Source organism: Leptospiraceae bacterium (genome assembly GCA_024233835.1).
GTDB lineage: Bacteria > Spirochaetota > Leptospiria > Leptospirales > Leptospiraceae > JACKPC01.
In genome coordinates this window covers 964431-978219 of sequence record JACKPC010000001.1, presented here as the reverse complement: position 1 = coordinate 978219, position 13789 = coordinate 964431, and the positions used below count along the sequence as shown (strand labels likewise).

Sequence of the window (13789 nt, the reverse complement as noted above, 5' to 3'; positions counted from 1 at the left end):
ATCTTCTAACCTGTGAATTAGTTCACAGGTTAGAAGCGGTTCCTACCAGTTCTTCAATGCTTCTTACACCCTGTTTCATCATAAAAGAATCCAGATAAGATAAGATTTTATAGGGCAAGAAAGGACCTTCATATACATAGCCGGTATAAATTTGGATAAGATTGGCTCCTAATTGAATTTTTTCAAGAGCATCTTCCCCTGAAAATATACCACCCACACCGATTATAGGTGTTTTACCCTGTAACTTTTTATAAGCAAGTCGTATCGTTTCATTAGATCTTTGTCTTAAGGGCTTACCGGAAATGCCTCCGGACTCTATAAGTCTATTAGTATGCAATACTTTTTCATTGATAGTAGTGTTAGTAAGTATAACTCCTCCTAAATTTAAACTTTGAACAATTTCTAATAGCTCTTCTATATCTTTATCATTTAAATCCGGTGCAAATTTAACAAAAATGGGTATCTGAAATGATTCAGATAAACCCTTTTGTATACCCTGTATAAGCTTATAAAAAGAATCTTTCTCCTGCAAATTACGCAAACCCGGTGTGTTTGGTGAACTTATATTAATCACCGCATAATCAGAAAGGGGAATCAGTCTTTTAAAGGTCTTTAAATAATCCTCCAGGGCATTTTCTAAAGCCACTACCTTTGTTTTCCCGGCATTAATACCTCTGGGTATTACTTTTTTTTGAGTATTTAAGATGTGAAAAGCTTCTTCTGAGCCCGGATTATTAAAACCCATACGATTTATTAAAGCAAATTCTTCTTCGTACCTAAAAATGCGGGGTAAAGGGTTTCCATCCTGCTTCTCTCCGGTGATAGTACCTACTTCAATAAAGCCAAATCCTAAACGAGATAGGTAAGGATATAGCTCACCGGTCTTATCAAAACCCGCAGCTAAACCTAAAGGATTAGAAAAATGTAATCCTTTTAGCTCTGTATGTAAACGTTCACTCTTATACGTACAGCTTTTAGATAAAAGTTTTATAAAAAAAGGTACTCCGGATAAGGTTTTTAAGCTTTTTAACATAGAATAATGAGCCGTTTCCGGATCTTTACGAAAGAAAAAGGGCTTGATAAGCTTCTTATATAATTGATCTCTCAGCATATTTCAAACTTGTTATAATATTTATTAAGGTAAATCCTTTTTTATAACTGTATAAAGCCTTCAAAGTTTAAAGATAGTAAAGTTATAGTGCATACATAACGAAAGTATTTATAGATTAAATATTTTTTTTTCGCTGATGTATTAAAAGACTTTACATTATTTTATATATGTATTAGTTATGTCTCTATTATACATAGTGAATCCATAAACAAATCCTGGAGGAAAACTCAATGGTTTCTAAAAAGAAAGCAGCATCAAAAAAGAAAGCACCATCTAAAAAGAAGGTAGCAAAGAAAAAAGCAGCTACTAAAAAGAAGGTAGCAAAAAAGAAAGCAGTAGGCAAGAAAAAGGCAGCTTCCAAGAAGAAAGCAGCCGGTAAGAAAAAAGCAGCATCAAAAAAGAAAGTTGCTAAGAAAAAATCTGCCGGTAAGAAAAAGGTAGCTAAGAAAAAAACAGCTAACATAAGAACAGCTCCTGAAGCCGAAGAACTTCCTGCTGAAACTGTATAAGAAAGACTTATACAACTCAGGAACTTATACCCAACCCGCTTTTATAGCGGGTTTTTTTATATTTAAGCTTCACTTTTTGTTTCCGAACTTATCCACTGAAGAAATGCAGGGTTTCCTCCATCAATTTTTATACGCAGTATGCAAGGACAACTATAAGAATGCAGACTTTTTATCTTTTCTTTCACTTCTTCAAAAAGATTTTCTTTTGTTTTTACAATAAGAATAGTTTCTTCACCATATTCCACCTTCCCTTCCCACCAATACATAGATTGCATTCCTTTAATAAGGTTTGCACAGGCTACTAATCTTTCTTCTATTAGTACTTTCGCAAGCTTTTGGGCTTCTTCTTCCGATGAAGTGGTAATATAAATCAAACAGTATGTGTCCATGATTTCTCCTTCTGAATAGATTATTATCTATTATACAAAAATAAAAATCTTTCTTTGATTGCATTAAAAATAGCATAGAATAAATAGAAGGAAAAGGCTGGTAATATGATAAAAATTCTATTGTTTGTATTCATATTTATAAACTCTTTTCACTGTGCTTTATTCGATACCCTGGGAATGAGCTATCCGGAAGCAGTAAAAGGTTCTGAAGCGAAAGATATTATCCTTCATAAGGCCATTATGGGAGCATCTATGGATGCAGATAGCAGGGACAATGTATATAGCTTTATTGCGGATAAACTTGCCGGCATTGAAATAGATGCTTATTATGATAAAAAAGCAGTAGATCGATGTGCAGAAGAAGCCATGTTGATAAACCTTTTAAGCCTGGATATAGGAGGCTTACATTGTGATTTGAAAAAGCATAAGGTTTTGATTAACTGGCCGATTCCGGCTCTATAGAAATATGGGCAGGGGAGGATTCGAACCTCCGAAGGCTGAGCCGGCAGATTTACAGTCTGATCCCGTTGACCGCTTGGGTACCTACCCTTATTAGGAGTTGACTGCCACTTAAGAAAGTACACAGCCTATCGAGCTGCCTAAGGGACTTGAACCCCCAACCTGCTGATTACAAATCAGCTGCTCTACCAATTGAGCTAAGGCAGCAAAGCAATAGTCATTCTTATTCATCTCTTTATTTTGTCAATTAGAAATGATAAATAATAAAGTACTTGAAGAAAAAAGAGTCAAAAAATGTCCTGAAATCCTATCATGAACCTTCTAATGATACATACGGGAATGAGTTTTTCTGTTTTTTCTTTTTTCATAGCTTATATCTATCGCAAAAAAGATTTGAAATTACATATAATTTTTAATTCAGCAGGAGTTTTTTTTAACCTGAGCTCTGCCATTTACTTACTTCTTATAAAATACTGGCTCGGAGGTTTAGAGAAAGCCCGGATTTATCCCAATGCACCTGCTGGCATGATTCAATTTCACCGGCTTGTAGCCGGTATCACCCTTATTCTTATGCTGGGAATGGCTTTTACGGGTATAAAACGCTTTCGGAAAATACACAAAGGCTTGCATTTTATTTTTATCCCCCTATATCTTTTCGTATATATTTCAGGACTTTTTATCTTTACAAGCAAAGCAAACTTATAAATGTATAAATTGTTAAAAATCAAACTGAATTCGAGGTAAAATCTATCTCCTGATTGGAATAGAAAAGTTGAATGAACACTGATGATTTAAAAAAGAAAGCAAATGAAATCAGGCAAGAAGTAATCAAAATGGTTACAGAAGCAGCTTCCGGACATCCGGGAGGTCCCTTAGGCCTTGCTGATATTTTTTCTGTTCTATATTTTCACACATTGAAGCACGATCCTTCTAATCCAAATATGGATGAAAGAGATCGATTAATTCTTTCGAATGGCCACGTTTGTGCCGTTCGCTATGCAGCTATGGCTCTGGCCGGTTATTTCCCCGCTGAGGAACTCCTGACCTTCCGGAAGTATGGTAGCAGGCTTCAGGGACATCCGGCAACCAGATACTTAGAAGGCCTGGAATCCTCAAGTGGTTCTCTGGGTCAGGGACTTTCTGTTTCAGTTGGTCTGGCACTTGCGGCAAGACTTCAGCAGAAAGAACACAAAATCTTTACCTGTATCTCGGATGGAGAATGTGGAGAAGGAATGACCTGGGAAGCCGTCCAATCCGCTTCTCACTACAAACTTGATAATTTGATTGCCTTTATGGATAGAAACCATATCCAGATTGATGGTTTTACAGAAGATGTTATGAAGTTAGATCCGCTCGATAAGAAGTTTGAAAGTTTTGGCTGGTTTGTTTTACAGGCAGATGGACACAATATAGAAGGGATTAAGGAAGCTTTTAGAATCGCAAGAAACCATAAGGGTTCTCCCTGCATAATCCTTTTTAAAACCGTTCTCGGCAAAGGAGTATCTTTTATGGAGAATAATCCCAAATGGCACGGAAATCCTCCCAGTAAAGAATTAGCAGAAAAAGCACTGGAAGAATTAAGGGGAGCCGTCTAAACTAGTACCATGTTACTGCCTTTCGAAGGACCAAAAGATTATATCCCTATAGAAATAAGCGAATTAGAAGCTTATTTCTATAGTTTAGATCTATCCAATAAACAGGAAAGGCTGGAAGCTATTCTTAAAATCGCAAAAAAAATCCCCTGGACTTATAGAATTCCGGATGTAATTGATAAGCTTTCGGATCCGGCTCTGCGGGCTATATCAAGACAATACTCCTCTGAAATTCACTTTCAAAGGACCTTATATTGCTTAAAAAAACTGGCTCTTTCTGAAAGAAAGTTTGACTATAAAAGTCTTGAAGAGGGAGCTTTTCTTATTTCAACAGCAACCGACAGCTCAGAAAATTATGAAGATTTTCAAAGGAGCCTGGACAGGATATCCGCAAAAGTAGAAGAATTATATGATATAAACCGAGTTATCCTTACGGATTCTATTAAGCTACATTTGCTATCGAGAGTTTTATACCAGGAAGAGGGTTTTACAGGAAATAAGGTAGATTATAATAATCCGGAAAACTCCCTAATAACACTTGTAATGCAAAGAAAGTTAGGAATTCCCATATCACTTTCAATTATTCAATTATTAATTGCTTCCCGTTTAAAACTTCCGATTTACGGTGCCAACTTTCCTTTGCATTTTATGCTATACTATGAATCCAAGGACTTCAAATCTTATATAGATCCTTTTCACGGAGGAGTTCTTGTAAATCGTGATATTTGTAAGAAATTCTTAGAAGCCAATGGTTTCCCAACTGCACCGGAAGATTATCATAAGCCTTCTACAGTCTCTATACTGAAACGAATGCTGAATAATCTCATACATAATCATCGAAAGATGGGGAAAATTGAATTGGAAAAAATTTACTCCAGTCAACTATTGGCTTTACAGTAACTATGCCTTCAATCATTCAAACACGTATTCTCATACAGAAATTTGATAAAAAACTGGATAAGATTATCCATGAAGATATCAAGCTATTAAAAGATATAAAAAAGTATGTTGTTTCTTCCGGTGGAAAAAGGATTCGCCCGATTACTCATTATTACTTTACTCGTCTTCTGGGTTATGAAGGGGAAGAATGGTTGGATGTAGGAGCCATTGCAGAACTCATTCATTCGGCCAGTCTTCTTCATGATGATGTGGTAGATAAATCAGATACTCGAAGAGGAAAACCTACAGTAGGAAAGCTTTATGGAAACAAGGTTGCCATTCTTTCCGGTGATTACCTATTAGCCAGTGGTATCGAACATTTAAATAGCTTACAAAAACCTGCCCTTATGGATTCGTTTACCCGGGTAATTCGTTATCTGGCCGTTGGAGAACTCATCCAAATGCAATGGGAGCGTAATCCGAAAATAACGCCTGCGATTTATGAACAGATAATATATGGAAAAACCGCTTCTCTTTTCGGTGCAGTTTGTGAAACAGCGGGCATTCTGGCTAATAGTTCTCAAAAAACTATAGAAGATTTAAGAAAATTTGGTGATTCAATGGGAAGGCTTTTCCAGGTAAGGGATGATTATATTGATTATTTTACCGATGAAAAATCTTCCGGTAAAACTTTTATGAAAGACTTCTATAACGGACTTTATACGTATCCGGTTATAGTTTTAAAAGAAAAAGCAAAATCAGCAGATAAAAAAGAAATTGATCTACTCTTTAAAAAAGACGAAAGAGACAGGATAGATGCAAAAAGAATACAGGAGCTATTTCAAGTTTATGAGATTAAAGAAATACTTGTTTCTGAAATTCAGTCCTGTATTGAAGAATTGATTAATTATGTAAAAGAATTTGGAGATAGTAAGCTAACCGAAACCATTATAGAAAAAATATCGGAACTTAAGGTCTAGACTTTTTACAGCAGGTGAGCCAGTGCTGGTTTTTCTTACTTTCGAAAAATATAAACATACTTTAGTTTATCAGAAGGAACTACTTCTTTTATTCGTTCTTCTAAATCTATTTTTTTAGAAGCAACACCAACAACAGTAGATTCGTATACAGCATAATAAGCCGGATTGATGTTTATGTTTTTGAGACTCTTTTGGATTCTTTTAGAATAAAGCTTTCCGGATAACTGATAATATAGGGTCAATAGTTCCTCATCATTTCCTATTATCTCCCATATTTCATCCCAGTACTGCTGTCGGTTTTTCTCCGTTTTAAGATAGGTCGTTAAGAGATCCATTTGTGCTTCTTTGTTTGCTTTTCTATTATGTGGTAAAGATTCGATAATCCCAAAATTAGCCTTATTTCGGGTGTATTCCTCCAAAAAGGATTTTTTGATACCCGCACCCAAAAATATATTATATGAGCTTATCACTCCATCATAGGTAATTTTTCCGGCAAAGGGTAATAAAATTGTATTTACGATACGTGGTTGGTTACCCATTAAATAATCGATTTCATCCCTGAGTCCGTAAACACCAAATAAATGTGCCCTGAGATCATTACGATTCGTTTTCTCGGCTCTGAAGACCGCATATTTTTTTAAAAACTTTATAAGAATAAATTCTCCTACAATAAAGTGCTCTCTCCATTCTTTCAGAATTTCTATATAACTATCCGGAAAATGAAAAGGATTTGTTTTTATAATTTCGCTAATATAATCTTCTTTAAATAACTTATCACGTATTTCTATCTTTAGCTCCGGTTTTGCTAAATCGAAAAAGTTTTCTTTTGATTGAGAACTTTTGAAGAACTTTTGTCCTGTATGAAAAAGTAATTCACCATAAATTTTTTGAAAATCCTGAAATTCCTGCTGTGACAATATCATAACTGTTTCCCTTTCTTTACCGTTTTTTTATTGTTTTATTTCACTTTTACAGAAGGCAAGTGAAATAATCTTTTCTCAGATCAAGAAGGAGTTTGGAGATTAGTATATTACCGATTTTAAATATTTTTTTGACATTCACGTAAAAAAAATCAAATTATGATTGCAGAGTTTTATCGCATAACGTAATATGATGAAATCAAGTAAAATTTAAATGAAAAGAAAAATTGGAGAATGAAAATGAAAACTCGTATTACAAGCAGTCTGATGATTGCCTTCTTAGCCTTCTTCTTATCAGCAAGCAGTGTATCTGCCGGTTCTCTTTCCGGAATGTGTATCGTTCTGGTACACGGTATCCTCGGTTTTGACGATACAAATGGCCTTGCCAATGGCCTTGTTAAATACTGGGGCGGAATGGATAACTACCTGAGAAACCAGGGAGCTAAAGTAGCTACTCCCGGAAGTTCTGCTATGGCCAGCCTTGAGACCAGAGCCAGCCAGGTTAAAACCTATTTAAACACCTGGATGCCCGCTAACGGATGCACAAAAGTACATCTAATGGGCCACTCTCAGGGAGGACTTGTCTCTCGTTATCTGGTTACCAAGCTAAGTTACGCAAGTAAAGTGGCTACAGTTACAACGATTGACTCTGTGCATAAGGGTGCACCGGTTGCCGATTTCACTCTAGCTGTTATTCCTGGCTGGTTAGAACCGTTTGCAAATGTTGTACTTTCTACTTTTGCCAAACTGATCTACAGAGATGGAAGACCTCAGGATGCCATTGCAATGGGTAAATCCCTTACAGTTGCTACCCTGAAAACGTTTAATAGTAATACACCGAATGTTTCCGGAGTTAAATACTTCTCTTACGGAGCAAGTATGGCCTGGGCAGACCCGATTCAACACCCTATTATGGCTCTTACTTACCCGGCTACCTGGGCTGGTGGACTGTTCTATGGTTTAGGTTCTGCTAATGATGGTATAGTACCTCTGGAATCACAAAAATGGGGAACATGGAAAGGCACTCCTTCTTCTTATTGGTATGCTACAGGCTTAGATCACCTGCAAGTTACCAACTTCGAATGGAGTGGACAGGGTTACTTTGACGTTCAAGGACAGTACTTGACTATGTCATTAAACGCAAAAAATAATTAAGACAAAGCTAATAGAATTGCAGAAATCAAATTCTGCAATTCTATTTTTTCTCAGGGTTTAGGGAAGTTTCTAGTTCCCGATATTTTACACCTCAGCACAGTATTTTTTTATAACCTTGTAAACTGTTTCTGGTTCATAAGGTTTGGTCAGATAATCATCCACTCCTGCCTGTAAAGCTTTCTCCCTTTCCTCTTCGAGAACATTGGCAGTAAATGCGACAATTGGAATATTTCTTTTTTTGGAAGATTCGAAGTTTCGAATATTTTTAGTCGCCGTAATTCCATCCATCACCGGCATTTGTATATCCATAAATATTATATGGTAATCCTTATCTTTTAAGTACATAATGGCTTCTTCTCCATTAAAGCAGGAATCATACAATACATTCTTCTTTTTAAGAATCTTTTCCATAAGATAGGTGTTCAAATAATTATCTTCTACAATTAATACTTTTATATCAGAAAAGCTAATATGCCTGTTAGAGTTATATACTTCAGTTTCCCTCGTTTTCTTTGTTTCTTCGTCTGAAACTGCCGGCAACGCAAGGTTGAAATAAAATTTCGAACCTTTTCCCATACGACTCGATAAGTATATTTCAGAATTCATTAAATTAATAAGTTTTTTTACAATAGCCAGACCCAGACCGGTTCCACCGTATTTTCTCGAAGTATTGGAAGAGACCTGTGTGAATTTTTCAAAAATTTCCAGAACTTTATTTTCCGGGATTCCGATCCCTGTATCAATTATAGAAAAGTTAAACTCATATACTTCATTCTTTATATTCCTCAATTTGACTTCTAATTTCACTTCACCCGTCTCTGTAAATTTAATCGCATTACTTAATAGGTTCAATAGAATTTGAGTCAGACGAGTTGGATCTCCGAAATAATACGAGGGAATCTCCGGAGTAATGCTTGAAGAAAAACGCAATCCTTTCATGTCTGCTTCATAGCCGAGAAGCTTCATTACATTCGTAAGTAACAAGGGAAGATTAAATGCTATTTTTTCGAGACGTAAGTTACCGGCTTCCATTCTGTTATAATCCAGTATATCATTAATTATTGTTAATAAATTTTTTCCCGAAAATTGAATGATTTCTAATAGCTCTTTTTGTCTGGAGCTTGGATTTTCTTCTAATAAAAGTTGCACAAAACCCAGAACGGAATTCATAGGTGTACGAATTTCATGACTCATAGTGGATAAAAAGAGAGACTTACTATTGACTGCGTTTTCGGCTTTTATAATACTTGCATTCAGTTCCCTTTCTCTTTGGATATTCAAAGAAATAAAATAATAGATAAACAGAATATTCATTAGAATAGAAAATATAAATGAACCCATAAAAATAAATTCCAGACTATCACGAGATATATCGTGATAATAGAATATATCATTTTTATAAAATATAAATAATCCAATAAACTCCATAATGCTAACGATGATAAAGGTATATAATATTTTCCATTCCTTGATAGAATAAAAACAAAATGGTGTTATTGAAGCAGGAATCAAAAACAAATAGATGCCTGAATGAAAGCTTAAAAAGTAATTTATAATAAATATCTGGGAAAACCCAAAAAAAAGAGTTATAACCTTACTTAGATTATATAAATATTTTGAGTTTAAATATAGAGGAATAAACCAGAGAATACAAAAAATAAAATTATTTACAGATAGAGCAAATAGGTCAATATACAGATAGTATAACAAATAAAAGGTAGTTAAAGGAATTAAGGAAAGAGACATCCTGTTGATCAAAATAATTCGTTTTGTTTCTTCAGAACTTAAATGACCCTTAACACCAATATACGAAATATGATATATAAGATATTTTAAACTATTTCTGATACGCATTATTGTTTAATACTATTGTTTTTAAGAACTCTTCATAATAGCCTGCTGCTTCTTCTGCCTTTTCCATCATAGGAACATGACCGCAGTCTTTTAATACTATAATTTTTGCTGAAGGGATTCGACTCTGAATCGAAATCGTAGCCGAAGGATGTAAAACTCTATCGGTGTCCCCCCATAAAACCAGCAGAGGAGACTGAATCTTTTCCAAATTTTTTTCTAAAAAGAATATATCCGCTCGAATATCTTTCATTACTTTTTTATTAAACTCTCTATCTTTTAGGGCTCTTTCACCCAGATATTCTGAAATGCTCGAAGGCATGGCCGGTGGATTAAAGAATATATACTTTAATAAACGCTCATAATCCTCCGGGGAATTCACAAGCAAAGGATTGATTCCTTCCTTAATTTTAAGTTCAAAATCACTTCGTTCCGGGCTTCTCAAACCTGCCGTTGCAATAAATAAAAGGCTTTGCACATCCTCCTGAAAAAGAATGGAATAAGTTCCGGCAATAGCTCCCCCCATAGAATTTCCAACAATATGGAATTTTTTATTAGGAATAAGTTGGTGTAATAAGATATGAATCCGCTTCGCCTGTTCCTGTATGGAATAATTTAGATTTGTATCTCTCTTATTCTCGCCAAAGCCGGGTAAATCAATCGCAATCAGTCGATGTGAATCCTTAAGCTCTGCCGCAAACTTATTCCAGTTATCCTTATCTGCTCCGAAACCATGAAGCAATACAATTACCTCATCACCTTTTTGGTTATCAAGAAAATGATAACGATAAGAGTCAATATCCAAAGTTGATACTTGCCAACCGACTCGCATACGGGAGCGCTTAATAAACAGGTTGAATACTTTATCCGAACAGGCTGTCATAAAAAATAAAACTCCTAAAAAAATATAAATATGACCTTTAAACTGTTTCTGTTTTCTTCTCAGTAACAAGTTTTTCTACCTCTTGTCTGTGTTCAGCGTATCTTTGAAAAGCTATATAAGCCGGATAAGAAATTCCTAACAGACAAATAAAATATAAGATACGAATAATCCAGCTTGAAATGGGAGGTTCCATTATGGAGTAAGCAAATTTTTCATTCTTCATTTCTTTTTCAGCAAGAAAATCCTGAAGTTTTTTACTACCGGAAAAGGTGCTGGAAAAATCAAATTTCGGCTGCTGCATGTATCGATTACCATAGTACAAGCGTAATTTCCCCTGACTGTTTATATTTTCAAGCGGAAAAATAATTTCCATACCGGGACTAAAAACTTCAAATCGTTCTAGTTCGAGGGGATTATCGTCTCCATTTGCAATCTCAAGCCTTAAAATTCCGCTTACATTATGGGGCAGTTTTATAATTTGGGCTTTATCATCTTCCACTTTTTTATAAAGTGTAAGACTCGTTATATATGAAAAACTTTTTTCATGCTCTCTCTGCTGGTATAAGGTAATCTTGCGACGAAAGCTTCTTTCTTTAAAACTCAAGTGAAGTTTATTATACGGCCAGTTCCCCGGATTATCATAATAATAAAAGGTTCGATTCACGGGTTTTTGTTTTATCCGTAGTTCTTTCAGACTGATCTCCCTTTTTGTTTCATACTGTTTTTTTTGAGGTATGTAATAAATATCATGGAAGAGAAGCCGTGTTTTCGAATCCGTTTCGATTCGAGCAAAGCTATAGTTTCCAGGACTTATATCCAACTTCTTCTCTTTTGCTTCCTGTTGCCCGTACTGATAAAAAGAATGTGTATTTGCATTTTGCCATTCATTGACTTTTTCTCCCAGTGAAACAGTTAGAAAAAATTCATAATTCTTATCTTCGCTACTGAGTGAAATCGAGTGATACTGAGTTCCCTCCGGATTTTTAGGAAACGAAAGAACATACACGAAACCTTCTTTTGTAGCTTTTGTAAAAATAAGTTTAACGGGATTTTTTCCTTCCTCAGCCTCTTCAATAATAACATCCCTTGTTAAAAAAGGAATTAGCTTTTGATTAAATACTAATCTTCTATCTGATAAGCCGGAATGCGATACAACTTCCTTATCGAGAACAAATCGACCGTATTTTATCTTAGAATCGGAAGTTTCCCCTACTCTGAAATCCTTATAGTAATGAAAGGAAGCTTCCCGGAATGTCTCGGCAAAGGTTTCACCCGGAACCAAAAGAAAAGGCAAACATAAGAGTAATAAAATATTTTTACCCTTCTGATTTCCCGTAATAAATTTAAAACCAAATTTTTGATATATTATACTTAACATAACCAGTCCCAGCCCGAGTCCAAACCAGGCAATAATTTTAATCAGGAGATTGAGTTGCCAGATATCATAGGCATAGAGTTTTAAGACCAGGAGTATCGATAAAATAATTCCTGAGAGACGGAAAAAACGATAGCTTTTTAAAAAACCAACAAAAAGAAATAGGAAGGCATAAAAAGCAAGAACATAGGAATAAGCAACTATACGATAATGTAGAGAATCTAGCTGGTAGTGGACATCCACCATAGTTCCGATTACAGGATGAAATAAAGCAGAAAAAGCAAATAATTTTTGAGTACGGGAAAGAGTAAGGTCTCTTCCCCTGTAATAGATATATGCACTCAGTAGTCCCGCAAATAGGTAAAGGGCAAAGGAAGGGTTTAAAAGAAAAATGTAGTTATATTTATAGTTTGTATATTCATACAGGCGAATAAGTGAAACCAACCAGGGCAGGATAGAAAAACGAAACAGGGCTTTATCTTGAAAATTCAGTGCAAGGTAAGATACAGAAGCCGAAAACGCAAGATAAGCAAAGGTAAGCCATTTTCCTTCAGCGAAATCCGTAATAGAGCTGATACCGAGAGCCATGAAGAAAAAAAGTAGAACAGCTTCGAGTGCCGGAAAAGACTCAGCAACAAGAACAGGTTTATTTCTTTTCTCATAGAAATGTCGAAAAGCTAAAAGGGAAGCAGCAAACAATAAAAAGAAATGTGGATTCAAATCAGGATGGAAAAATTCAAATAAACGATAAAAAGAAAGGGCATAATTTATAATAAGAAGTATAACTAAGAGTAAGGATGATTTATATATCTTGCGGCTTGCATACGGAAAATAATAGGTTTCTCGAAATCCGAAAACTCCAAAACTTAAAAGCAAGTATAAAAAGGGAAGGTTAAAAGTACTTTCTGTAAGATTTTCAGACGCCCAGGAAAAGAATATAACAGAATTAGAAAGAAGAGCAATATAGGGAACAAATCTCCAGTCGAAAGGCTTTAAAACATAGAGGTAAATAAGATTCACAATTCCTAAATAAGTAAATAAGAACTCGTACGAGTTTTCTCCGGATGAAAGTAAAATCGGAGAAAGTACAGAACCCATATAACTGAAAAAATATAAGATCTGATTCGAAGTATAACGAGATAGAAGAGCTGTCCCGAAACTTAAAACTACAAGATACGCAAAGGTTTCTTCCACTTCTATCAGACTGTAGAAATGATAAGCGGAAGTAATGCTCAAATAAAAAATAGAAAGACCCGTACCAAAAATTGCAGAGGGAAGGGCTTTGAGTTGTTTTTTTAATAAAAAAATACCGGATATACAAGTAAGTAAACCAAGAATCAGACCTATATAAATTCTTCCGGATTCATTGATCCATTCGTGATCGAAGGCAAACTTGATAAACCAGAGGAAGGCAAATAAAATGGTAATGAGACCAAATTTCCCTAAGAGGTTTCCGGCAAGAACCATTTCAAAATCTTCTTTTAAAATGGATGGAATCCAGCTTCGCTTTGGCTTCGTATCCGAAGCCTGAGAGTCAAAGTCTATAAAAACATTTTCTTCTAACAAGCTGAAGTCTTTTTTTAACTGAGAAAGTTCGGATTCGAGTTTTAGAATCCTTTTCTGGAAATCCTCTAATTTTGATTTTGCCTGCATATCAATATTCTTTCGAAGATTAAATCAAAGGCA

Annotated in this window: 13 protein-coding genes and 2 tRNA genes; 7 read left to right on the top strand and 8 right to left on the bottom strand. The window is 35.1% G+C overall.

The window, feature by feature from the left end:
• Positions 1-22: 22 nt before the first annotated feature.
• Positions 23-1111, bottom strand: coding sequence for a quinone-dependent dihydroorotate dehydrogenase (locus H7A25_04515; protein MCP5499139.1), 1089 nt, complete (start codon positions 1109-1111; stop codon positions 23-25).
• 230 nt (positions 1112-1341) lie between these two features.
• Between H7A25_04515 and H7A25_04510 the strand changes: the two genes are divergently transcribed.
• Entirely contained in the window at positions 1342-1620 is a 279-nt protein-coding gene (locus H7A25_04510) for a hypothetical protein (GenBank protein MCP5499138.1), read from the top strand.
• Positions 1621-1682: 62 nt separating this feature from the next.
• Here H7A25_04510 and H7A25_04505 read toward each other — a convergent pair whose 3' ends face one another.
• Positions 1683-2009 (bottom strand): divalent-cation tolerance protein CutA, encoded by a 327-nt coding sequence (locus H7A25_04505; GenBank protein ID MCP5499137.1) that lies wholly within the window; start codon positions 2007-2009, stop codon positions 1683-1685.
• A gap of 105 nt (positions 2010-2114) precedes the next feature.
• On the opposite strand from H7A25_04505, the gene H7A25_04500 reads away from it, so the two are divergent.
• Positions 2115-2471 (top strand): TIGR04452 family lipoprotein, encoded by a 357-nt coding sequence (locus H7A25_04500; protein ID MCP5499136.1) that lies wholly within the window; start codon positions 2115-2117, stop codon positions 2469-2471.
• Between the two features lie 5 nt (positions 2472-2476).
• Here the strand turns inward: H7A25_04500 and H7A25_04495 are convergent.
• Both H7A25_04495 and H7A25_04490 read right to left on the bottom strand, forming a co-directional pair.
• Positions 2477-2558 (bottom strand) — tRNA-Tyr (locus tag H7A25_04495).
• Positions 2559-2602: 44 nt separating this feature from the next.
• Positions 2603-2675 (bottom strand) — tRNA-Thr (locus tag H7A25_04490).
• Positions 2676-2780: 105 nt separating this feature from the next.
• On the opposite strand from H7A25_04490, the gene H7A25_04485 reads away from it, so the two are divergent.
• From H7A25_04485 to H7A25_04470, 4 genes are all read left to right on the top strand, one after another.
• Positions 2781-3173, top strand: coding sequence for a hypothetical protein (locus H7A25_04485; GenBank protein ID MCP5499135.1), 393 nt, complete (start codon positions 2781-2783; stop codon positions 3171-3173).
• A gap of 71 nt (positions 3174-3244) precedes the next feature.
• Complete coding sequence (locus H7A25_04480; GenBank protein ID MCP5499134.1) at positions 3245-4063, top strand: transketolase; 819 nt, start codon at positions 3245-3247, stop codon at positions 4061-4063.
• 9 nt (positions 4064-4072) lie between these two features.
• On the top strand, positions 4073-4960 hold the full coding sequence (locus H7A25_04475) for a transglutaminase (GenBank protein MCP5499133.1): 888 nt from the start codon (positions 4073-4075) through the stop codon (positions 4958-4960).
• A gap of 2 nt (positions 4961-4962) precedes the next feature.
• The gene (locus tag H7A25_04470; protein ID MCP5499132.1) at positions 4963-5919 is read left to right on the top strand and encodes a polyprenyl synthetase family protein; all 957 of its coding nucleotides are present in this window, start codon (positions 4963-4965) and stop codon (positions 5917-5919) included.
• 35 nt (positions 5920-5954) lie between these two features.
• On the opposite strand, the gene H7A25_04465 is transcribed toward H7A25_04470, so the two are convergent.
• Complete coding sequence (locus H7A25_04465; protein ID MCP5499131.1) at positions 5955-6842, bottom strand: hypothetical protein; 888 nt, start codon at positions 6840-6842, stop codon at positions 5955-5957.
• Between the two features lie 249 nt (positions 6843-7091).
• On the opposite strand from H7A25_04465, the gene H7A25_04460 reads away from it, so the two are divergent.
• Entirely contained in the window at positions 7092-7994 is a 903-nt protein-coding gene (locus H7A25_04460; protein ID MCP5499130.1) for a lipase, read from the top strand.
• An 84-nt stretch (positions 7995-8078) separates the two neighbouring features.
• Here H7A25_04460 and H7A25_04455 read toward each other — a convergent pair whose 3' ends face one another.
• From H7A25_04455 to H7A25_04445, 3 genes are read right to left on the bottom strand one after another with little or no spacing between them, the layout of a single operon-like run.
• On the bottom strand, positions 8079-9848 hold the full coding sequence (locus tag H7A25_04455) for a response regulator (protein MCP5499129.1): 1770 nt from the start codon (positions 9846-9848) through the stop codon (positions 8079-8081).
• Complete coding sequence (locus H7A25_04450) at positions 9832-10728, bottom strand: alpha/beta hydrolase (GenBank protein MCP5499128.1); 897 nt, start codon at positions 10726-10728, stop codon at positions 9832-9834. The genes H7A25_04455 and H7A25_04450 overlap by 17 nt, the downstream gene beginning before the upstream one ends.
• Before the next feature lie 37 nt (positions 10729-10765).
• Positions 10766-13756, bottom strand: a complete 2991-nt coding sequence (locus H7A25_04445; GenBank protein ID MCP5499127.1) for a DUF2339 domain-containing protein — start codon at positions 13754-13756, stop codon at positions 10766-10768.
• Positions 13757-13789 lie beyond the last annotated feature (33 nt).

Bases quoted from the DNA above. Each gene is read 5' to 3' on its own strand.
- H7A25_04485 (MCP5499135.1), top strand. From the start codon at position 2,781: ATGAACCTTCTAATGATACATACGGGAATGAGTTTTTCTGTTTTTTCT.
- H7A25_04500 (MCP5499136.1), top strand. From the start codon at position 2,115: ATGATAAAAATTCTATTGTTTGTATTCATATTTATAAACTCTTTTCAC.
- H7A25_04465 (MCP5499131.1), bottom strand. From the start codon at position 6,842: ATGATATTGTCACAGCAGGAATTTCAGGATTTTCAAAAAATTTATGGT.
- H7A25_04475 (MCP5499133.1), top strand. From the start codon at position 4,073: ATGTTACTGCCTTTCGAAGGACCAAAAGATTATATCCCTATAGAAATA.
- H7A25_04480 (MCP5499134.1), top strand. From the start codon at position 3,245: ATGAACACTGATGATTTAAAAAAGAAAGCAAATGAAATCAGGCAAGAA.
- H7A25_04455 (MCP5499129.1), bottom strand. From the start codon at position 9,848: ATGCGTATCAGAAATAGTTTAAAATATCTTATATATCATATTTCGTAT.
- H7A25_04450 (MCP5499128.1), bottom strand. From the start codon at position 10,728: ATGACAGCCTGTTCGGATAAAGTATTCAACCTGTTTATTAAGCGCTCC.
- H7A25_04505 (MCP5499137.1), bottom strand. From the start codon at position 2,009: ATGGACACATACTGTTTGATTTATATTACCACTTCATCGGAAGAAGAA.
- H7A25_04445 (MCP5499127.1), bottom strand. From the start codon at position 13,756: ATGCAGGCAAAATCAAAATTAGAGGATTTCCAGAAAAGGATTCTAAAA.
- H7A25_04510 (MCP5499138.1), top strand. From the start codon at position 1,342: ATGGTTTCTAAAAAGAAAGCAGCATCAAAAAAGAAAGCACCATCTAAA.
- H7A25_04515 (MCP5499139.1), bottom strand. From the start codon at position 1,111: ATGCTGAGAGATCAATTATATAAGAAGCTTATCAAGCCCTTTTTCTTT.
- H7A25_04470 (MCP5499132.1), top strand. From the start codon at position 4,963: ATGCCTTCAATCATTCAAACACGTATTCTCATACAGAAATTTGATAAA.